This is a genomic window from Streptomyces sp. NPDC091272, from assembly GCF_044757485.1.
In the GTDB taxonomy this organism is placed as follows: Bacteria; Actinomycetota; Actinomycetes; order Streptomycetales; family Streptomycetaceae; genus Streptomyces.
Genome location: NZ_JBIVVC010000003.1, coordinates 291994 through 311299 on the forward strand (window position 1 = coordinate 291994; position 19306 = coordinate 311299).

At 71.4% G+C, this 19306-nt stretch carries 20 protein-coding genes; 13 read left to right on the forward strand and 7 right to left on the reverse strand.

Features of this window, described 5'->3' with window-relative positions:
* Positions 1 to 44: 44 nt before the first annotated feature.
* The 3 genes from ACIQM4_RS10550 to ACIQM4_RS10560 all read right to left on the reverse strand — a co-directional run bounded on the left by ACIQM4_RS10550 (position 45) and on the right by ACIQM4_RS10560 (position 2110).
* Positions 45 to 1208, reverse strand: a complete 1164-nt coding sequence (locus ACIQM4_RS10550) for a tyrosine-type recombinase/integrase (protein ID WP_401588900.1) — start codon at positions 1206 to 1208, stop codon at positions 45 to 47.
* Positions 1208 to 1429, reverse strand: a complete 222-nt coding sequence (locus ACIQM4_RS10555) for an excisionase family DNA-binding protein (protein ID WP_401588903.1) — start codon at positions 1427 to 1429, stop codon at positions 1208 to 1210. The genes ACIQM4_RS10550 and ACIQM4_RS10555 overlap by 1 nt, the downstream gene beginning before the upstream one ends.
* 189 nt (positions 1430 to 1618) lie before the next feature.
* Complete coding sequence (locus tag ACIQM4_RS10560; RefSeq protein ID WP_401588905.1) at positions 1619 to 2110, reverse strand: helix-turn-helix domain-containing protein; 492 nt, start codon at positions 2108 to 2110, stop codon at positions 1619 to 1621.
* A 305-nt stretch (positions 2111 to 2415) separates the two neighbouring features.
* Between ACIQM4_RS10560 and ACIQM4_RS10565 the strand changes: the two genes are divergently transcribed.
* From ACIQM4_RS10565 to ACIQM4_RS10580, 4 genes are all read left to right on the forward strand, one after another.
* Positions 2416 to 4152: a DnaB-like helicase N-terminal domain-containing protein gene (locus ACIQM4_RS10565; RefSeq protein WP_401588908.1), complete on the forward strand. Its 1737-nt coding sequence runs from the start codon at positions 2416 to 2418 to the stop codon at positions 4150 to 4152.
* 113 nt (positions 4153 to 4265) lie between these two features.
* Positions 4266 to 5063, forward strand: coding sequence for a DUF2637 domain-containing protein (locus ACIQM4_RS10570; protein WP_401588911.1), 798 nt, complete (start codon positions 4266 to 4268; stop codon positions 5061 to 5063).
* A 239-nt stretch (positions 5064 to 5302) separates the two neighbouring features.
* The gene (mobC, locus tag ACIQM4_RS10575; RefSeq protein WP_401588914.1) at positions 5303 to 5749 is read left to right on the forward strand and encodes a plasmid mobilization relaxosome protein MobC; all 447 of its coding nucleotides are present in this window, start codon (positions 5303 to 5305) and stop codon (positions 5747 to 5749) included.
* Positions 5750 to 7420, forward strand: coding sequence for a relaxase/mobilization nuclease domain-containing protein (locus tag ACIQM4_RS10580; protein WP_401588917.1), 1671 nt, complete (start codon positions 5750 to 5752; stop codon positions 7418 to 7420). It begins immediately after the preceding gene.
* A 15-nt stretch (positions 7421 to 7435) separates the two neighbouring features.
* On the opposite strand, the gene ACIQM4_RS10585 is transcribed toward ACIQM4_RS10580, so the two are convergent.
* Positions 7436 to 8266, reverse strand: coding sequence for a DUF1932 domain-containing protein (locus ACIQM4_RS10585; protein WP_401588920.1), 831 nt, complete (start codon positions 8264 to 8266; stop codon positions 7436 to 7438).
* A gap of 188 nt (positions 8267 to 8454) precedes the next feature.
* On the opposite strand from ACIQM4_RS10585, the gene ACIQM4_RS10590 reads away from it, so the two are divergent.
* From ACIQM4_RS10590 to ACIQM4_RS10615, 6 genes are all read left to right on the forward strand, one after another.
* Entirely contained in the window at positions 8455 to 9684 is a 1230-nt protein-coding gene (locus ACIQM4_RS10590) for a helix-turn-helix domain-containing protein (RefSeq protein ID WP_401588923.1), read from the forward strand.
* Between the two features lie 55 nt (positions 9685 to 9739).
* Positions 9740 to 10186, forward strand: a complete 447-nt coding sequence (locus tag ACIQM4_RS10595) for a hypothetical protein (RefSeq protein ID WP_401588926.1) — start codon at positions 9740 to 9742, stop codon at positions 10184 to 10186.
* Complete coding sequence (locus ACIQM4_RS10600; protein ID WP_401588929.1) at positions 10183 to 10407, forward strand: hypothetical protein; 225 nt, start codon at positions 10183 to 10185, stop codon at positions 10405 to 10407. Before ACIQM4_RS10595 ends, ACIQM4_RS10600 begins: the two co-directional genes overlap by 4 nt.
* Before the next feature lie 60 nt (positions 10408 to 10467).
* The gene (locus tag ACIQM4_RS10605) at positions 10468 to 11700 is read left to right on the forward strand and encodes a hypothetical protein (protein WP_401588932.1); all 1233 of its coding nucleotides are present in this window, start codon (positions 10468 to 10470) and stop codon (positions 11698 to 11700) included.
* 106 nt (positions 11701 to 11806) lie between these two features.
* Positions 11807 to 13129 carry a UDP-glucose dehydrogenase family protein gene (locus ACIQM4_RS10610; protein ID WP_401588935.1) on the forward strand — a complete coding sequence of 441 codons (1323 nt, stop codon included), beginning with the start codon at positions 11807 to 11809 and terminating at the stop codon, positions 13127 to 13129.
* Positions 13130 to 13155: 26 nt separating this feature from the next.
* Complete coding sequence (locus ACIQM4_RS10615; RefSeq protein ID WP_401588937.1) at positions 13156 to 13485, forward strand: MazG-like family protein; 330 nt, start codon at positions 13156 to 13158, stop codon at positions 13483 to 13485.
* Positions 13486 to 13959: 474 nt separating this feature from the next.
* On the opposite strand, the gene ACIQM4_RS10620 is transcribed toward ACIQM4_RS10615, so the two are convergent.
* Complete coding sequence (locus ACIQM4_RS10620; protein ID WP_401588940.1) at positions 13960 to 14610, reverse strand: TetR/AcrR family transcriptional regulator; 651 nt, start codon at positions 14608 to 14610, stop codon at positions 13960 to 13962.
* Positions 14611 to 14771: 161 nt separating this feature from the next.
* Here ACIQM4_RS10620 and ACIQM4_RS10625 point away from each other — a divergent pair, with 161 nt between their 5' ends.
* The 3 genes from ACIQM4_RS10625 to ACIQM4_RS10635 all read left to right on the forward strand — a co-directional run bounded on the left by ACIQM4_RS10625 (position 14772) and on the right by ACIQM4_RS10635 (position 17570).
* Complete coding sequence (locus ACIQM4_RS10625; RefSeq protein ID WP_401588942.1) at positions 14772 to 15713, forward strand: NADP-dependent oxidoreductase; 942 nt, start codon at positions 14772 to 14774, stop codon at positions 15711 to 15713.
* A gap of 637 nt (positions 15714 to 16350) precedes the next feature.
* Positions 16351 to 16662: an NIPSNAP family protein gene (locus ACIQM4_RS10630; protein WP_401588945.1), complete on the forward strand. Its 312-nt coding sequence runs from the start codon at positions 16351 to 16353 to the stop codon at positions 16660 to 16662.
* A gap of 296 nt (positions 16663 to 16958) precedes the next feature.
* Positions 16959 to 17570, forward strand: coding sequence for a hypothetical protein (locus ACIQM4_RS10635; protein ID WP_401588947.1), 612 nt, complete (start codon positions 16959 to 16961; stop codon positions 17568 to 17570).
* A gap of 111 nt (positions 17571 to 17681) precedes the next feature.
* Here ACIQM4_RS10635 and ACIQM4_RS10640 read toward each other — a convergent pair whose 3' ends face one another.
* The gene (locus ACIQM4_RS10640; protein ID WP_401588950.1) at positions 17682 to 18566 is read right to left on the reverse strand and encodes a histidine kinase; all 885 of its coding nucleotides are present in this window, start codon (positions 18564 to 18566) and stop codon (positions 17682 to 17684) included.
* A 119-nt stretch (positions 18567 to 18685) separates the two neighbouring features.
* Positions 18686 to 19297, reverse strand: a complete 612-nt coding sequence (locus ACIQM4_RS10645; RefSeq protein ID WP_401588953.1) for a hypothetical protein — start codon at positions 19295 to 19297, stop codon at positions 18686 to 18688.
* Positions 19298 to 19306: the final 9 nt, after the last annotated feature.

Below are 19306 nucleotides of genomic sequence, written 5' to 3' on the forward strand. Positions count from 1 at the left end.
CTCGAACGACTCTCGGTGGTACCTCGACCCGTGACAGGAATCGCCTATCCGAAACGGCGTTTCGGACTCGGACCAGCTCCTTTCTCCTCGGGGCGTCCGCGCAGCTCGCGCACCCTGGCGTCGATACCTCCGGCAACCTCCCGCTGTCGCTCGTCGTCCGAGTGCTGATAGATCAGCGCGGCCTTCTCCGAAGACTGGCCGGCGCGAACCATCGTGTCCTTGAGGGTGGCGCCGGACTGGGTGGAGAGGGTGTGGCCGGTGTGGCGCAGGTCGTAGAAGCGGAAACCCTCCGGGAGACCGACCGCGTCACGGGCCTTGGCCCACTTGCGGCCGAAGGTGCTGCGGCGGAACGGCGCTCCCCTTTCCCCGACGAACAGCAGCCCGTCGGGTTCCTTCGCGGCGAACCAGTCCAGGTGCCGCTTGACCTCCTTGGCGAGGAAGGCGGGCAGGTGGATGGTGCGTACGCCCGCCGTCGACTTCGTGTCGCCTTCCGCTCGGCGGCCGGTGGTCAGCTCGGGGGCCGCTTCGGTGATGCGTACGGCGAGCGGGTCGAGGGTGATCGAGGTGCGACGCAGGGCCGCCTGCTCCTCCGGGCGCATGGGGCCGTAGGCGCAGAAGTAGACCATCAGCCGCCAGCGGGGACCCATGGCCTCGGCGAGGGCGTCGACCTGGGCGACGGTGGCGGTGGGGCGCTCCTTGGGTTGCTCGGTGCCCGCGCCGCGGATGCGGCAGGGGTTGCGGCGGATGAGTTCGTCGTCGGCGGCCGTCTCCATGATCGCTTTGAGCAGGCGATAGGACTTGGCGACCGTAGTCGCACCGGTGGCATCCAACCGCTCGGCCCTCCATGTCCGGACGGCCTGCGGGGTGATCTCGTCAAGGTCGTGGTCGCCGAAGGCTGGCAGGACGTGCAGTCGGAGCAGGCGGCGGTACAGCTCGTCCGTGGTGGCGGCGAGGCCGCGCTCGTCGACCCACTTGAGGGCGTACTCCTCGAAGTTGACCGCACCCGCGTCGGGGTCGACCCAGTGGTTGCGTTCGATGTCGGCCTGGGTGAGCGTCAACCAGGTCTGCGCCTCGGTCTTCGTCCGGAACGTCTCGGGCGCGGTGCGGCGGGCACCGTCGGGGGCCCAGTAGCGGGCCTGCCAGCGGCCGGAGGGGAGCTGGCGAGTGGTGCCGAATTCGCGCCGCCGCTGCGGCTTACGGGCTGTCATCAGGCTGCCCTCCGCAGGCGGGCGCGGGTCTCGCGGAGGGTGTGGATGGTGCGCTCCTCGATGTACGCCGTGATGGCGCTGTCGGGGATGCGGACGGGCCGGCCGAGCTTGACGTAGCGGATCCGGCGTTCCTGGATGAGGCGGCGGACGAAGCGCACGCCGGTGCCGAGGCGTTCGGCTGCCTGCTCCACGGTGAGGAGGGCGTCGGGGGTGGTGGTCACCTCCTTCGCGGGACGGGTTCGCCGGGTGGAGGCGTGCGGTATCGCGTCGGGGCGCAAGGGTGCTCCGATTCTGACCCGTGGCAGGGGCGGCAACCCCGGGGCCTGGGTCGTTCAGGGATGGGCGTGGGTGGGTGAAGAGCCGTCGGCCGAGGGTTTGCGGGCTCGGGACGGTGAGGCGGCGGCCGGGTACTACCCGCGGACGGGTGGTCCCGGGCGGCCGGCCTGGAGATTGACGAGTTCGGCGGCGATGGCGTTGGAGACCATCACGTCGGCTTCGGCACGGATCTCGGGGTGCTGCTGGAGGTAGGCGTCGAGGACGTCGCGGGCCTTGTTGGCTTCGATGCTGGCGCGGGTGGACGCGCGGTAGGCGGCGACCACGTCGTCGATCAGCTCCATGGCCCGATCCATCGCGGCCAGCCCGGGGGGACCGACGAAGTTGGTGAGCGGGACCCCGAAGACCTCGGAGAAGCCGATGGCCTCGTCGAGGTTGAGGCGGCGTTTGCGGTTCTCGATGCGCCAGACCGCCGACGGGTTCATGTCGTAGCCGGCCTCGTTGAGGTGGTCGGAGAGCGTGGTGGTGCTCCAACCGCGCTTGTCGCGCTCCAACTTGATGCGTACGGCGGCGTTGTCCTCGCTGCTGAGGACCACTCCTGCGGCGGCTTCCCGCTCTTCCTCGGGCATCGGATCCTCCTCTCGTCGTTCGAATTGCCGCGGCTGTCGGGGCATGGCACAACAGTACATGATCTTGTGCGCTTCGCAAAGCTCTCTGCGCACCGCATAGTGCGTGGTACTGTCGATCATCCCAGCAGACCGCAGCGATCCCCTGGAGTCCCCCAGCAGCGACCCGAGCATGAAAGAAGCCCCCCGGTGATCCACCACCGAGGGGCTCAAGCGCAAACCTCACGCCGCCCATCCCTGAACGACTTACCTGCGAGCCGGGATTGCCGTCCCATGTGGCCCGCACGTAGAGGAGCTCGCTGTCCATTATGGACGACGCCCGGCCCAACGCGCCACACCGCACCGTCCCGCCCGATCCGACATCCGTACCGCCGCACGACGCGGAGGCCGAGGCTGCCGTCCTGGGCGCCTGCATGCACGGCCCGGACGTCATCGACGCCGTCCGCAACCTGCTCGACGGATCCGACTTCTACCGCCCGGCCCACGAGACGGTCTGGCGAGCGATCCTCGCCCTCCGCGCCGAGGATCTGCCGACCGACCCGATCGTGCTCGGGGACCACCTGCAGAGGCAGGGCGACCTGGAGCGCGTCGGCGGCAAGGTGTACGTGCACCGCCTGTACGGGGCGACGCCCGCCGTGAGCGGCGCCCTCCACTACGCGGGCATCGTGCGCAACCTCGCCGACCTGCGCCGCCTGCGCGCCTCCAGCATGCGCACCACCCAGCTCACGATGGAACCGGGAGCGGATCCCGACGCCATCCGCAGCGCGGTCGAGGCCGACGTTCGCGCCGAGCGCGAGCGAGCCCTGGCGTCCGGCCAGGGGCGGCTCTCGCGCTACCTGACCGACGGGTGGCACTTCGTGACCCGGACGGGCGCCGACCAGGACCCGCTGTGGGGAATGCCCGAGCAGAGCGCCTGGTCCTCCGGCGAGAGCCTGATGATCGTCGGGGCTCCGGGAGTCGGCAAGACCACCCTCGCGCACCAGGTCATCTTCGGCCGCCTCGGCCTGGCCGACAGCGTCCTGGGGCTGCCGGTCATCCCGGGCAAGCGGGTGCTCTATCTCGCCATGGACCGGCCCAAGCAGATCGCGCGCACCCTGGCCCGGCGGGTCGAGCCGCAGCACGAGTCCCGGCTGCGCGACGGCCTCGCCGTCTGGCAGGGCCCACTGCCCGCCACCCTCGACCAGGAGCCCGACCTCCTCGCCGACCTCGCCGCCGCCCACCAGGCCGACACGATCGTGATCGACAGCCTGAAGGACGCGGTCAGCTCCCTCGTCGACGACGCCCAGGCCGGCGCGTACAACAACGCCCGCCAGCGAGCCATCCGCAACGGCGTCGAGGTCATGGAGCTCCACCACCAGCGCAAGGCCGGCGAAGGACTCCCGCGCGCCCAGCGGCCGAGCCTCGACCGCGTCTACGGCTCGACGTGGCTGACCTCCGGGGCGGGCAGCGTCCTGTTCGTCAGCGGCGAGGCGGGTGACCTCGCGGTCACCGTCCACCAGCTCAAGTGCCCCACCGGCGAGATCGGCCCGCTCCAGGTCATCCACGACCACGAGCGCGGCGTCTCCACCGTCGACCCGGCGCTCGACCCCGTCGAGATCCTCCGCAAGCGGCCCGACGGACTCACCGTCCGCGAACTGGCCATGGTCCAGAGCGGCGAGAACAACCCCGGCCGGGCCGCCACCGAGAAGGCCCGCCGCACCCTGGACCGCCTCGTGCGGAGCGGCCTTGCGGCCAAGGCCGACGGCACGGCAGGCGGCAGCGGAGGCGGCCAGCAGGCCCGCTACCGCGCCTCCGTCCGGCACATCGGCGCCGTCTCCTGGCCCAGGCCGACCCGGCCCGGACCGTACACGGAGGCGTACACGCACCCCCAGGGCACAGCCCCGTCCCCGCCCGGCCCGAGGCGTACACGAACACCGAAAAACCCCAGGTCAAGCGATCACGCACTCGTACACGCCGTACACGCGCACAAGCGTTCACGCGCGAGCCCCCCTTTAGAAGGGGGCTCGCGTGTACGCCCCTCCCGTGAACGCCGTGATCGCTCCTGAAATCCCAGAACGGAGCACTCCCCCTGAACGCCGCCAGCACCACCTCCTCCCGCCCGACCCACCAGGCGGCCGGACGGTACGTACTCCTCGTCGCCGGGGCCTTCATCCTCGCGTTGACCACCGCCGGGTTCTGGCTCTCCTACGCGCACCTCGCCGAGGTCGCCGGACGCCACGGCCTCGCACTCTCCCCCGCCCGCCAGTGGGCCTGGCCCGCCACCCTGGACGCCTTCATCGTCATCGGCGAACTCCTGATGCTCCACGCCGGTCTGCGGCGGGAGACCGACCGCTGGGCCATGGCGATGACCGCGACCGGCTCGGTCGGCTCCATCGCCCTCAACGTGGCCGGGGTCAGCGGTACCGGCGACGCCCCGGCCCCCGTCCTCGACTACGTGGTCGCCGCCGTCCCACCCAGCGCGGCGCTGCTGGCCTTCGCCCTGCTCATGCGGCAGGTCCACCGGCTGGTCACGATCCCGGCCACCGCGCCCACCCACACGGGGCCCCGGGATGGCGACCGCCACGTGGCGTCGACCGGGGGCCACAACGTGGCCGTGGCTCTCCTCGACAACCCGTCCGCCCGAGCCGCTCGCACCGGTGCTGACGCGGCCACCGAAGTTCGGGGAGCCACGGCGCCGGCGCAGGAACCCGCAGCCACGGGCGGGGCGACGGCTGAGCGGGGCGCAGCAGCCGAGACGCCTCAGGGCACGGGCAAGGCCCGACGGCCCAGCGCCACGATGGAGGAGATCCTGCGCATCGGCCGCACCACTCCCCTGGGCCGCGACGGCGTCTCCCGTCGCAAGCTCGAAGAGGCCGTCCGCGCCGCCGGGTACGCCGCCGGCCGCAAGCGCCTGGAGGACGCCAAGAAGGCCCTGCAGGACGAACTCGACGAGACCGCCGACGCCCGCACCGCCTGACCCATTCCCCATCCCCGGCCCCTACGGGTCGACATTTCGAAGGAACACCGATGCACGACCAGGACCACGCACACGCCCGCGAACTCCCTTCCCAGCAGGCGCAGATGACCGTCACCCCCACCCCGGGCGGAGCAAGGTATGGCGTTGGACCGTCCAGGGGCCGGTCCCACGCAGCCTCCGCCCCAGGGGTGGCGCAGGCAGGACTCCGGAGCGGGGGCGCACCGGAGCAGAAGGGGGTCGTGCGTGCCGCCGACGAAGCCGCTCTGCGCCGCGTCGCCCGACGCCGCGCCCGCGAGAGCGAGCAGCGCAAAGAGCGCGTCGACGTCCGTTACAGCGTCGACGAGAAGAGCGCGATCCTCACCGAGGCCCACCGTCTCGGACTCGCCGGCGCCCACCTCGTCGGCGCCATCGTCATGGCTCACCTCCAGGACGGCCTCGCCCTGCCCGCCGTGCGTACGCAGCTCGACGACCTGATCGACGAGCTCGCCGCCCTGCGCACGGACGTCGCCCGCGTCGGCACGAACGTCAACCAGATCGCCCACCGCCTCAACGCGGGCGGCTCCCCACACTCCGGGGACACCGACCTCCTCGCCGAGGCAGGCCAGGTCCTGGATGTGGCCCGCCGGGCGGTCACCGCGATCGACACGGCCGCCGACGTGGCCGCCACCGGGCACGAGGTGGCGTGAGTGATCGCCAACATCGTCAAGCCCGGCAGCAAGACCAGGGGCGTCCTGAACTACCTCTACGGGCCCGGTCGCGCCAACGAGCACACCGACGCCCACCTCGTCGCCTCCTTCGACGACTTCGCCCCCGACCCCGGCCGCGACCCCCAGGCCACCCTCGCCCAGCTCACCGCCGTCCTCGACCTCCGGGTCAAGCAGGCCGGCGACCAGGCAGCCGCCGGCCACGTGTGGCACTGCTCGATCCGGGCCGCTCCCGAGGATCCCGTCCTCACCGACGAGCAGTGGGCCACCATCGCCCGACGCGTCCTGAACGCCACCGGCATCGCCCCCGCCGGCGACCCGGACGCCTGCCGCTGGGTGGCCGTGCGCCACGCGGAGGACCACATCCACATCGTCGCCACCAAGGTCCGCGCGGACCTGCGGCCACCCCGCAACTGGAACGACTTCCTGCGCGCCGACAAGGAGCTCGTCGCCGTCGAGAAGGACTACGGCCTGCGCCAGGTGCCTCGCGGCGACCGCTCCGCCGCCAAGCGGCCCACCCGCGCCGAGCAGGAGAAGGCCCGGCGTACCGGAAAATCCCGTACCGCTCGCGAGGACCTGCGCAGCACGGTCCGCACCGCCGCCGCAGCCGCCACCAGCACCGACGAGCTCTTCCGCCTCCTTCAAGGCTCCGGTGTCCTGGTGGACCTCCAGCACTTTCCTTCCGGAGACGTGCGCGGCTACAAGGTCGCTCTGGCCGGCGACACCAACAAGGACGGACAACCCGTCTGGTACTCCGGCTCCACCCTCGCCGCCGACCTCTCCTTCCCCAAGATCAGGGAACGCCTGGACTCCGCCGGCACCACCCCGGTCACCCCACCGGCCGTCGACGCCTGGCGTCAGCTCGCTCATGCCGCCGACCGGATACCGGGGCTCCTCGACCACAGCGACGACGAGGCAGGGCAGGCGCACATCGCGGCCCTCTCCGAAGCCCTCGCCGCCCTGCCGCTCACGGCACCGCCGGACGTGCGCCGACCGCTCATGCAGGCAACGGTCGCCTTCGAACCAGCGGGACGCTCCCGCATCCGAGCCGACCACCGGCAGGCACAGGCCACCCGACGCACGGTCAAGGCGATCCTGCGCACGCCGCCACCCAAGGACGGAGCCCTCCTCGTGGCCGTCCTGGACGCTGTCCTGCTCGCCGTCATCGCCGCACAGCACTGGCACCGCACCCGCGGCCACCACCAGCAGGCCGAGGCCGCCCACCGAACCACCGTGCACGTGTGGACCGCCTACGCGGCGGCAGCGGCCGAGCCCCTGGCGAAGCTCCGGCAGCGGGGTGACGGGCTTCCCCGCCACGTCATCGACCAGCAAGCCGCCGCCGTGCGCCGAGCCGTGCCCGACCTGGCCGAACAGATCCTCGCCGAACCGGGCTGGCCGGCCCTCGCCGCCACTCTCCACGACGCCCCCGCCACGGGACACATCGCGAAGGCTTCGCTGCTCGTCCGTGCAGTCGGTCGGCGCGAGCTCGACAGCGCCACCAGCCTCAGCGAAGTCCTCACCTGGCGCCTCAAGAGCCTCGCTCCGCCGGCCTCCGCGCCGGTCCAGCGAGCCGGCGTGGCAGCCGACAGGTCGGCGCCCGTCGCGGCCGGCGTGACCCGCCAGTCGCCGAATGCTCGCGGACGAGGGCGATGACGGTTTCGGAGAGCGTCAGCCCCGCAGGTGGGACAGGGTGACGGCGACCGGCAGGTGGTCCTTGTCCTTGTCCTGCTCCCACCGGCCCATGACCCGCGCCGTGGCCTGTGCCAGATCCGCCGGCAGACCGGCCCCGCGGAGCGCGTCCGCGACCTCCTCCATCTCCGGGGCCCAGCGCCAGGCGCGGGCGGCGACGCTCGGCAGGTACTGCGGGTCCGACAGGATGCCGGAGACCATGATCTCGGCCTCTGCGGTGAGCTGCTCGCCGACTCCGTGGGCGTCGGCCAGGGCGTGGGCGACACCGGCGAGGGTGCGGGCGGCCTTCTGGTAGCTGGCGAAGGCCATCTTGAGGGCGGAGGCGGATCCGATGTCGTCGCCGGTTCGCCGTACGTGCACGGAGGTGCCCGGGAACAGCGCCTCGACCAGGGCCACGGCTGCCGGATCCCCGGCGAGGTGGAGGCGGGCGCTGCGATCGTCACCGGGTGGCGGGCCGAAGATCGCGCCGTCGACGATCGCGGAGCCGGGGCAGATCTTCTCCGCGATGCGCTGCATGCGCTGGGGACTGACGGCGTTGGCATCGACGTACACCCCGGCGAAGTCGTGCGAGGCGACCGTGGCCGCCACGTCCTCCGCAGCCTGCGGCGGGCAGACAGAGAGGACCACGGTGCTCCTGGCCAGTGCTTCCGCGAGCGAGCCGCACGCCACCGCTCCCGCCTTCCGTGCGCGGCTACGGGTGGTCTCGCTACGACTCTCAGGCACCCAGAGCACCTCGTGGCCGGCGGCCACGGCCTGGGCGGCGATGGCTGCCCCCATCGTTCCGGGGTGCAGGAGAGTCAGGGTGGTCACGGGCTGCCTCCTGGCAGGACGGAGTTCGGACACGTTGCTCGGCGCCATCATCGGGGAGGGCCCGGGGTGGCGTTGTCCTTGAACTCACCGCACCCCGGCGCGGTGTCCTGGGTACCGTGCTGGTGACGAACTCAGTACGGACGACTCGGTGAGCGATCCGGGCGGTCCGGCGGCCTGGAGGTGTCCTGATGCTGGAGGAAGCCGAGGAGATCGGCCGGCGGGTCCGCAGGGCGAGGCTGCGGCTGGGGATGCCGCAGGCCGACCTGGCGTCGGCCCTGGGCAAGTCGCAGGGCTGGGTATCGAAGATGGAGCGGGGCCTGATCGAGCTGGACCGGGTGGGTCTGCTCAACCAGGTCGCCGCCGAGCTGCACGTCCATCCCAACGATCTGATCGGCCGCCCTTACAGCAGCTCTCCGGCCGACAACCAGTGGCAGGTCGCAGCCGCCTCCATCCTGCGCGAACTGCGCCGCTACGACCTCACCCCCGTCTTCGACGGCACACCCCGACCCGCACCGGAGCTGTGGCGCGAGGTGACCCGGCTGCACCGGCTGCGGGACGCCGCCGCGAACGTGGCGGTCCTGCGCGTCCTGCCCGACCTGTTCCGCGAGGCCCGCGCGCTGGCGGAAACGTCGCAGGGCCACGAGCGGGAAGAGGCGTACGCGATCTACGCGGTGTGCTGCAAGTTCGCGCATACCGCCGCGCACTCACTGGGTCATCCCGAGCTGGTGGCGATGGCCTGCGAGCGCGCCGCCTGGTCGGCGCGGTTGTCCGGGGACCCGGTGCTGCCGGCCGTCGCGGACTGGATGCGCGTGTGGGACATGTGGGCCACGGCCGACTGGGCGGACGCGCTGACGCTCTCGGACAAGGCGATCGCCTCGGTCCAGCAGGCGTACGAGCACGGCGAGCCGCTGGCCGTACGAGCATGGGGGACCCTCCAGCTCCGGGCAGCGGTGTCGGCCGCCCGCGCCGGACGCGGGCCGGAGGCGGAGGAGCGGATCGGCTACGCCAGGACCGCCGCCGAGCGGATGGAGGGGCTGGGGCAGGCGCCGGTGTACGACCGGCACTCGCTGACGTTCTCTGCCGGCAACGTGCAGATCCACGCCGTCAGCATCGCCCTGGAGATGGGCGAGCAGGGCAAGGCGCTGGAGATCAACCGCCGCACCAGCCCCGACCTCGTGGACGCGCTGCCCCACTCCCGCCAGGGTCACCACCACATGGACGTCGCGCGGGCCTGGCTGTGGGACGGCAACCGCACTAAGGCCCTCGCCGAGCTGGAGACCGCCGAGCGCATCGCACCCCAGCTCGTCCGCAACCACCCCATCGCCCGCTCCACCCTGCGCAGCATCGTCTACGCCGAGCGCGCGGCCACGCGGGAGAAGCTGCGGCGCATGTCCGACCGCTTCCACCTGGACGGATAAGGGCTGTATTCCTCCGGCTCATATTCGGCGGCCGAGCCGTCCCTACCTTCTGGGCATGACCGGACGACGCTCATCCCACCACCCGTTACCGGGAGCCGAGCCGGAAGCGGCCCCCTCCTCTGCGCCCCAGCTCGGTGACCTCGTGACCGACACCGCCCGCCAGGGCCGTGTCGGTGTCGTGGTCGCCCTGCCCGGCGAGGACTCCGCCACGACCTACCACCTGCGCCCGCCCGGCGGAGGCTCCGCCTGGTCCGCGCCGGCCGACGGAAGAACGCTGCGGCCCGTGCCCACGCAGGCCGCCCACGCCACCCTGCTGCCCGGCCGTGACGCGGTCTACAACCGCCGTACCGGCGAGGGCTCCGTAGCCGTTCGCCTCCACTTCGAGGACGGCTCGACCCGCGAGGGCTCCCTCGTCCTCGCGTCGGCCGAGCTGGAACGGCTCTACGTCGAGACCAGCCGCCTGTTGTCCCTGCACGAGAAGCACGCGAGGAACGGCGGATGAACGGGCGCCACCAGCACCGCCCGACGCGCTCCTCCGCTGCCGACCCCACCCGCCTGGACCGCGGCAGCCGACTCGCCCTCGCGGCGCTCGCCCTCGCCGGGCCGGCGGGACCCGCCTGGGTTCTGCGCGAACAGGCCGATCCCCTGCTCGGCGCCGGAAGCCACCCGCCCGCCGTCGCCGAGCCGGACGACGGCCTGCCCCGCACCGCCGCCAACGGCTGAGGCGCTGCCCACAGCCAACCTGACCCGGCGCACCCTGCTGCGCTTTCCCCGGGAGGTTTCATGGACATCCCGTACATCGTCATCGACCAGCTCGACCCCGACCAGCAGCAGATCTGGAAGACGCACTTCGGCGACGCCGACCGCCCCCGTTACATCGAGGAGGGCATCTGGCGCCGCACCCAGGAGCAGGCCACCGCCCGTCAGTCCGGATGGTCGGGCCCCGGCGACGCCCGCCGGCGCGTCGTGCACTACCGCTACCGGTACGGCCTGGTGCCCACCACCGCCGCCCCCGCCATCGGCCTGACCGACCTGTACCTCTACCACTCCGCCGCCGCCCCGGCCGAGGAGATCACCGCCCACCGCGACGCCTTGCGGGCCTCGCTCACGGCCGGGGGATGGAAGAGCCTCCTCGGCGGCGAGCTGTGGACGCGACGCGACCTGGAGTGCCGGATCACCCCCTACGACGTCCACCCCCAGGACGCCCGTGCGGGCCGCCGCCTCCCCACCGGGTACCGGACGCTGGACGTGCAGATCACCTCGACCTCGTACACGCCACCGCCCTCCGTGCGCCACCTGCCGTGGAGCGTGCTGGCCGGCGGCATCCGGCGCAAGGACCGCCCGGGTACGCCGACGCTCGTCCCGGACCTGTCCGCCCTGGCGGACCTGCGGCCCTTCCAGGTGGAGATCGGCTGCGGCACGTCCGTGGAGGCCGGCATCCCGCCGCTGCACCGGCTCCACGAGATCTACCGGGTCACCGACCGCCAGGGCCACGAACCCCGCGAACACCGCTTCACCCTCTCCCCGGCCACGGACACCCTGCTGCACGAGATGCTGACCGAGCCGGAGGAGAAGACGGCGGAGTTCGTGGAGATGTTCCGCGCCTGCTTCCTGGCCGAGCCGACCCCCGCCATGTGGGCGCTGAAGGAGCTCCAGGACGCCGGGCACCTCGTGGGGCCGGTCATCACCAACAACTTCGACGTCCTGGCCGCCCGCGCCGGCCTCGACGAGTGCTTCGTGCGCCGCTACGACCAGATCGTGCCCGACGTCACCTGGGTGGAGGGCGCCAAGGCACTCCTGGTGGTCGGCCTGCACGCCGACCGGCGCAAGGTCCAGGCCCGTGCTCGCGAGCGCGGCATGACCGTCGTCCACCTGGACCCCGAGGGCTTCTGGCACGACGGCCGCTTCCTGCCCTACCCGCTGGAAGGACCGCAGACCGGCGATCTGGTGTGCCGAGCCACCGCAGCCGAAGCGCTGCCCGAACTCGTCAACCTCCTGAAGCAGCCTTCCGGTTGACCTACCTGCACGAAGAAGGCCGAGCCGGGTGCGGGCGCTAGCGTGACGCATCCGGCCGGCCCGGACTCCCCGGGCAGGCGAGACGAGGGAAAGGAGCGTCGGTCCCATGCGCGTATCCGTCATCGGCTGCGGCCACCTGGGCATCCCGCACGCCGCTGCGATGGCCGAGATCGGCCACGAGGTCATCGGCGTCGACCTGGACCAGGCCAAGATCGACCGCCTCAACGCCGGCGAGAGCCCCATCTACGAAGAGGGCCTCGCCGAACTCCTCGCCACCCACACCGGCACCGGCCGCCTGCGCTTCACCACCAGCCTCGCCGAGGCCGCCGACTTCGCCGACGTCCACTTCCTCGCCGTCGGCACCCCCATCGACGCCGACGGACGCAGCTACGACACCGGCCAGGTCTTCGGCGCCGCCCGCGCCCTCGCCCCGCACCTCACCCGCCCCACCGTCATCATCGGCAAATCCACCGTCACCGTCGGCACCACCCGCGACCTCGCCGCCCTCCTCGCCCGCCTCTCCCCGGCCGGCGACGACGTCGAGGTCGTCTGGAACCCCGAGTTCCTCCGCGAAGGCCACGCCATCGACGACACCCTGCGCCCCGACCGCATCGTCGTCGGCGTCCCCTCACCCCACGCCGAAGACGTCGTCCGCGAGGTCTACGGGCCGCTCCTGGCGAACGGCATCCCGCTGTTCGCCACCGACCCCGCCACCGCCGAACTCATCAAGGGCGCCGCCAACGCCTACCTCGGCATGAAGATCTCCTTCATCAACGGCGTCGCCGACATGTGCGACGCCGCCGGCGCCGACGTCCAACAGCTCACCGAAGCCATCGGCCTCGACCCCCGCATCGGCCGCGGCGGCCTCAACGCCGGCCCCGGCTACGGCGGCGGCTGCCTCCCCAAGGACGTCCGCGCCTTCACCGCCTCCGCCAACACCCTCGGCGCCACCCAGGCCGCCAAACTCCTGCGCGCCGCCGAAGAGGTCAACGAATCCCGCCCCACCGCCGCCCTCAAACTCATCGAGCAGACCCTCGGCCGCCCCGTCACCGGCGTACGCGTCACCGTCTGGGGCGCTTCCTTCAAGGCCGGGACCGACGACGTCCGCGAATCCCCGGCCCTGGCGATCGCCGCCCTCATGCACCAGCGCGGCGCCACCGTCACTGTCCACGACCCCCACGCCGTCCCCACCGCACTCCGCCGCCACCCCGAACTCGACTACGCCGACACCCTCGACGCCTCCGCCCAGGACGCCGAACTCATCGTCCTGGCCACCGAATGGACCCACTTCCGCGACGCCGACCCCAAGGCGCTCGCCTCCCTGGTCGCGGACCCGGTCCTCGTCGACCTCCGCAACCTCATCGACGCCGACGCCTGGCGCATGGCCGGATGGAACGTGCGCCAGCTCGGACGACCCGCACAGGAATAGCCGAACCCATCGACCGGAGGTCCGCCATGGACGCCATATGGGACGACATCGAAAAGCTCTCCGCCGTCTGCCGAGCAGCCGGCGCCCACCTGCCCGACGAAGAGCTCCGGAGCCTCCAGATCGGCAAGGTCGCCGAGGAAGCCGGCGAAGCCATGCACGCCCTCCACGGCCTGAAGGGCCTCACCACCTGCGGTGACGACCATGACTGGAACGAGGTCCAGAACGACCTCGTCGGAGCTGTCATCGCCGCCTTGCTGGCCATGCATTACGTCAGTCCTGCGGATGCTCGCGTCACCTTCGACGAGATCTTCCACAGGCGCACGCGCCGAGGTCGTGAGGCCGCGAGGGCTGTTTGACTTGCGCCGGCCGGCTGCCTCGCTGGGCACCCATCAGTTGCGCCGCTGGATGAGTAGGGGTGAGACCTGACTGGGGAGCGATCAGTGCACTCAAGGCACCCGTTACGCCTTCTCTCGGAAAGTCCGCACGCCACAACGGCCGCCTCTGGGACACGTCCGGCCGACCGTGCCACAACGTGCCGGTCGGGCCGGTGAAGAGCGGCAAACGGGGTGGCGCACCAACAGGTCGCCACCCCACATCAGCCCACGTTTACGCAGGTCAACGCCTGAGGGTTGTTCGTCACCCCACACTCTCCGAGGCTGCGCACCAGCCGGTCGAGCGACACCGGTCACGGTGTTGTCGGTCGCCTGAAGGACGACACGCACGGCCGGTGTACCCGGGCGAGGTCCGAAAGGGGCCTGGTAGCGGCCAAGGAGACAAACCCCGCGACCTGCTCGCACGGTACGACGGTCCGCCCTGGTTCCGCCGCGACCTCAGCCCGGGGTGTTCGCGTCGGCGAGGAGGTCGTGCGGCGCCTCGCCGGGCAGGGGGCGGGTGCCGGGTGCGCGCAGGCCGTCGAGGAGGAGGGCGACCGTGCGCTGCCACTGGGTGTCGGCGGCCCGGAGGTCGAGGCAGTCGGTGCTGACGGAAGCGCGGGTCAGGACGACGATGTCGCGCCAGGTGACGTCGCCGCGGAGGACGCCTGCCCGTTGAGCGCGCTCGGTGAGCTGCTGTGCAGCCTCGCGGAGCCACAGCCGGGAGGCGCTGCGTTCGGGTTCCAGGGAGGTGGTCTGTGCGGCCAGTTCGCAGATTCCGCGGTTGAGGGTCTGGGCCCTGGTGAGCTCGGTGAGGAACAGCGCGAGGCCCTCCCACGGGTCCGGGGTGTCCAGGGCGTGGTCGACGGCTGCCCGCAGTTCGGCGACGGCGGCGGCGACGATGTCCTGGATGAGGGCTTCGCGGGTGCCGAAGCGCCGGTAGAGGGTGCCCACGCCGACTTCGGCCAGCGTGGCGATCTCGTGCGCGCCGGCCTCCAGCCCCTTCGCGGCGACGATCTGGCGGGCGGCCTTCAGGAGCCGGAGGCGTTTGCGCCGGGAGTCCGCCCGCTCGGCGGGCGAGGGCGGGGGTGAGGCGGGCGCGGAATCCATGCTTCCACCTTACGTGGACGCCACCACTCCGAACGGACGTGATCGTTCCGTTCAGGTGTTACGGTCGAAATCACGGCAGCGAAAGACGCCGGAAAGTCCCTTTTGGGTGGCGACCCTGGGCAGTGGTGCGCCGCCCCATTTCCGAAGAGAGCAGGTTCCCCATGCGCGCGGCTGTGTTCACCGAGGCGGACGGATTCGGCATCGTCACCCTCCCCGTCCCCGAGCCCGGCCCCGGGCAGATCCGGGTGAAGGTCGCGGCGAGCGACGTCAACAACATCGACGTCTCCCAGTCGCGAGGCAACATGGCGACCCACGTCGACCCGACGACGAACCCACCCGAAGTTGAGATGGGCCACCCTGAACGGGTCGGTGTCGGCGTCAACGTCGCCGGAACTGTCGACGCCCTCGGACCCGGCGTGAACGGCCCGGCACTCGGCACGCGAGTGGCCGGCACGCGCTTCGGGAGCGACCCTCGGTTCACGGAGCTGGGCAGCCACGCCGACTACGTCCTCGTCTCCGCCAAGGACATCGCTCCCCTCGCCGACAGCCTCGACTTCCTCGACGCCGCCACGATTCCGCTCAACGCCCTGACCGCGGCCGACGGGCTCGCCCAGCTGGACATCAGCCTCGGCAACCGGGTCCTGGTCACCGGGGCGGCGGGCTCGGCCGGCGGATACGCCGTGTCCCTGGCCGCCCACGCGGGCTGGGACGTCACCGCCCTGGCCCGCGACACCGACACCGACTTCCTCCAGCGCGCCGGCGCCGCCCACGCCATCACCTCACTCGACGGGCAGGAGGGCTTCGACGCCGTCCTGGACGCGGCGAGCCTCAACGAGCAGACGCTGCCCGTCCTGCGTGACGGCGGTACCTACGTCGCCTTCGACCTCCGCTACCCCGAAGGACTCGACGCCCGGAACATCACCGCCCACGCCGCCTACTACCCCCGGGCCGGCCACCAGAAGCTGGAAGAAGTCCTCCAGCTCGCCGCCGAGGGCATCCTCGAACCCCGCCGCGCCGGCATCGTCCCCCTTGACGACGCCACCCGCGCCTACAGCCTCCTCACCAAGGGCGGCCACCGCGGACGGTGGGTCATCACCCCCTGAAACGAGGGGCGAGCGCCTGCCCGGTGGAGTGAACGGACAAGGAGTTCCCAGCACGGCACGGGGCACCGGATCACCCTTACCTACGCTCCAGGGAGCCCACAGCTGTCCGACAGGCGCCTTGGGCACCTCCACGCCCGTCCCTGCAACTACGGCTGAGGGCCGAGTCGCACCCCGCCGAGCGATCCAGGCTCGACGCAGAGGGCAGAGCCGCACCGTTCGCAAGCGCCATCCGTGGGGACCCGGTCGCATCCCCGCCGCCGCGCACGGGCCCAGAACGTACTCCCCGGCGGCGGGCTCCGACCTCCCGCGCACCACCTCGGCGACCCGTGCCCCGAACGTGCCCTCCAAGGGGGAGAAGAGCGGTCAACAGGGGGTGTGATCAGGCCCAGCCCAGACACCCACGTTGCCCGCATACGGCCAGGTCAGAGGAGGTTTCACGTGATCAAAGCACCGTGATTCCCAAGCTCAGAGCGCGAGTTCGATTCTCGTCACCCGCTCCACGCAGAACATACGAAAGCCCCAGGCCGGCGGCCCGGGGCCTCTTTGTTGTACGTCGGACCGCCGTATCTGTGCCGGGTGCTTAGACCGCCGCCCCCAGTCGTACAAGTGTCTGTCCGCCGCACGGCATCATGCACGCATGGTCACCATTCATCTGAAGTACGAGATCGACTCTGACAAGCTTGCGGATTTCGAGGAGTACGGGCGTCGCTGGGTCCGGCTCGTCAATCGGTTCGGCGGGACGCACCACGGTTACTTCCTGCCCAGTGAGGGCGACAGCGACATTGCCTATGCCCTGTTCTCCTTCCCCAGCCTGGCCGCGTACGAGCAGTACCGCTCCGACAGCATGTCCGACCCCGAGTGCCAGCAGGCGTTCGAACTGGCTCGTGAGACCCGTTGCATCAAGCGCTACGAGCGCCGGTTCCTCAGGCCGCTCGACGGGCTTTCCTAGATCGCCCACCCGGGAGGCCGCCGGCGCGCGGGTCGCCGGCATCGGGACAGGCCCGCCCCCGGGGCAGCCCTCTGGTCGCGCACCTTGTGCTGACGCAGGCGGGTGACGTCCGTCGGTGTCGTGCCGGTATGGGATGTCACGGTCCTGTCTTATGACGATCACGGAAGGAACTTCCGGCAGCCTCCTCGGCATCTCCCCCTGCAAGAACCACGGCAAGGGGCCGGGGGGTTGGCCGGTGGCCGATGTTCCCGGGCCAGATCGCCTGTCCGGCTGGGGCAGGAACCCGTTGAGGAGAAATGATGCTCGTTCGGAAGAAGAAGATCTCCCTGTTCGCCGTCGCTGCTGTGGCTGCCGGTCTGTCACTCACCGCCTGCGGCGGCAACGCAACCGACGCGTCCTCGTCCGCCAAGGCCGGTTCGTCCGCCAATGCCGGTTCGTCCGCCGAGGTCGGTTCGTCCTCTTCCGCGAGTGCCTCGCCCTCTGTTGCCGCGACGACGTCCGGCAAGAACGTCGCCTCGGGTTCCGCCGAGGAGGGCGGGGGCCGCTGCACCGACCAGTTCGACTACGCGGACGACCCGCGCTCCAACGCCGAGATCAACAGCATCGGTGCGGACACGGGGCACTGCCCGGCCCCGGAGAAGAAGGGCGCCGGCGGTAAGGGCGGGGCCAGTTGTACCAACCGGATCGACTACGCCGGCGACCCCCGTTCCAACGCCGAGATCAACAGCATCGGCGAGAGCACCGGCCACTGTCCCGCCCCGGAGAAGAAGAGCAAGCCCGCCGGTACGCCCAAGAAGGCCGGGAGCAGCTGCACCAACCAGATCAACTACGCCGGCGACTCCCGCTCCAACGCCGAGATCAACAGCATCGGCGCAGACACCGGCTACTGCCCGCCGGTCAAGCCCTGATCCCGCGTTCCTCGGCGGCGTCCCGCATCGGCTTCGGTGCTGCTTGAAGCGCCGGGCCGCAGCCGGCCGCGCGGGACGGGCCTTGGCCGGCGATCCTCGCCCGGTGGCCGACTACGCCTCGCGTGCGGCCTGTTCGGTCTTCGCGGCGCGGAGGTCGCTCTGCGGCGGGAGCAGGTCCGTGAGGTGGGTCCAGATTGTTTTGGCGGGGACTTGGACGAGCCTGAAGGGGGTTGACGGGGCGATGCGCGTGTCCGGGACCGGTTCGGTGGGGAGTTCGCGGAGCCAGTAGCCCAGGGGGCCGCAGTCCCAGACGGCGAAACCGCGGGCCTCCGTGGCTTCGCCCGCGGCGGTACGGGTCTGCCAGGCCGAGGTCAGGCGCCAGCTGGAGCGGAGTTCGGAGATCAGGTCGGCGAGCAGGGTCAGCGAAGGTTCGGCGAGCGCGCCGGTGGTGGCGAGGGCACGGTGGATCGCCTCGTGCTCCACCTCCGCGGGGCGGGCGACCTGCGCACCTTCCAGAACCGCCAGTCCCGCCTCGACGGTGGAGAGGGTCGTCTCCACGACGGCCGCTGCCGCCTTGTCCCGCGGGTCCTGCGCCGGCCCCTCGGTGCCCGGGGACTGTTGGAGGTTCACCATCTCGGCCAGTTTCCACACCAGCGTCTTCGGCTCCACGCACGTGTACTCCGACTCGGCCGTGCCCGGCCACGCCTCGTGCGCGACGACATGTTCCTCGCCGATCAGCATTCCGTGGTGCAGCTTCCCCTGCCTGCTCGCGGTCTCCAGCGAGATGACCACCCCCGGCGTGAGCACCGTCCTCAGCAGGGGCAGCAGCAGTGTCGAGAGTTTGCCCTCCGCGGTGATCAAACCGCAGTCCAGCAGCTCCTGACGGGCTGCCGCGAACTCGTCGGGCGCCACGTTCCCCGAGGCCAGCTCGGACAGCACGATCACGTGCTCGTCGGCCAGCCGGAAACGGGACCGGGACATGTCGAAGGAAGGCATACATCCCCATTTAGTGGTGGTGGTGAGGGAGGGAGGTGAGGGAGGGAGGGGGCGGGAGGGGGGTGGTGAAGGAAGGGGTTGTGTGGGGGGCCGGATCGGTCCGCGTCGCTCGGGCGGGGTCAGGACTGGGATTCGGTCCAGAAGAAGAAGATCCTGCGCATGCCCGCCCGTACCGCTCCCCGCCGCGTCAGTACGGAGCGGTCGACCTCACAGAAGAGGACCGCGAGGGCGATGTCCGCGGCCAGGACCCGTCCCGTCGCCCGTACCGTCACCCTGCGTCCGCCGGCCAGGCCGGTCTGCCGGACTGTGATGAGGGCGCCCGGGTCCTCGGAGTCCGCGCTCCGGGACAGTTCGTACGCGCGGCGGCCCAGCGCCGTCAGCCGGTACGAGTCGCCCAGGTACGTCATGCGCAGGGAGCGCCCCCGGTGGGTGGGCGCCCAACGGTTGCGGTCCATCCTCACCAGTGCGTCGCCCACCCGCAGCGTCGAACCGTTGAGGGTCGGCCTCAGTGCCGTCTCCGTGTGCAGCCCCCGCGTCTCGAAGCGGGTCCGCGGGATCTGTCCGCCACTCGCCTCCGTGGATATGGAGTTCGACACGTTCGGGCCTGCCGGGCACGCCACCCGGATCTCGCCGAACTCCGCAGAAGTGCCCTGCCAGCCGGAACTGGTGCGCCCGCCCGGCTGCTTCTCCTTCCAGGGAGCGAGCGTGAACGGACTGATCGTCGTGTGCATGTGCCTGCC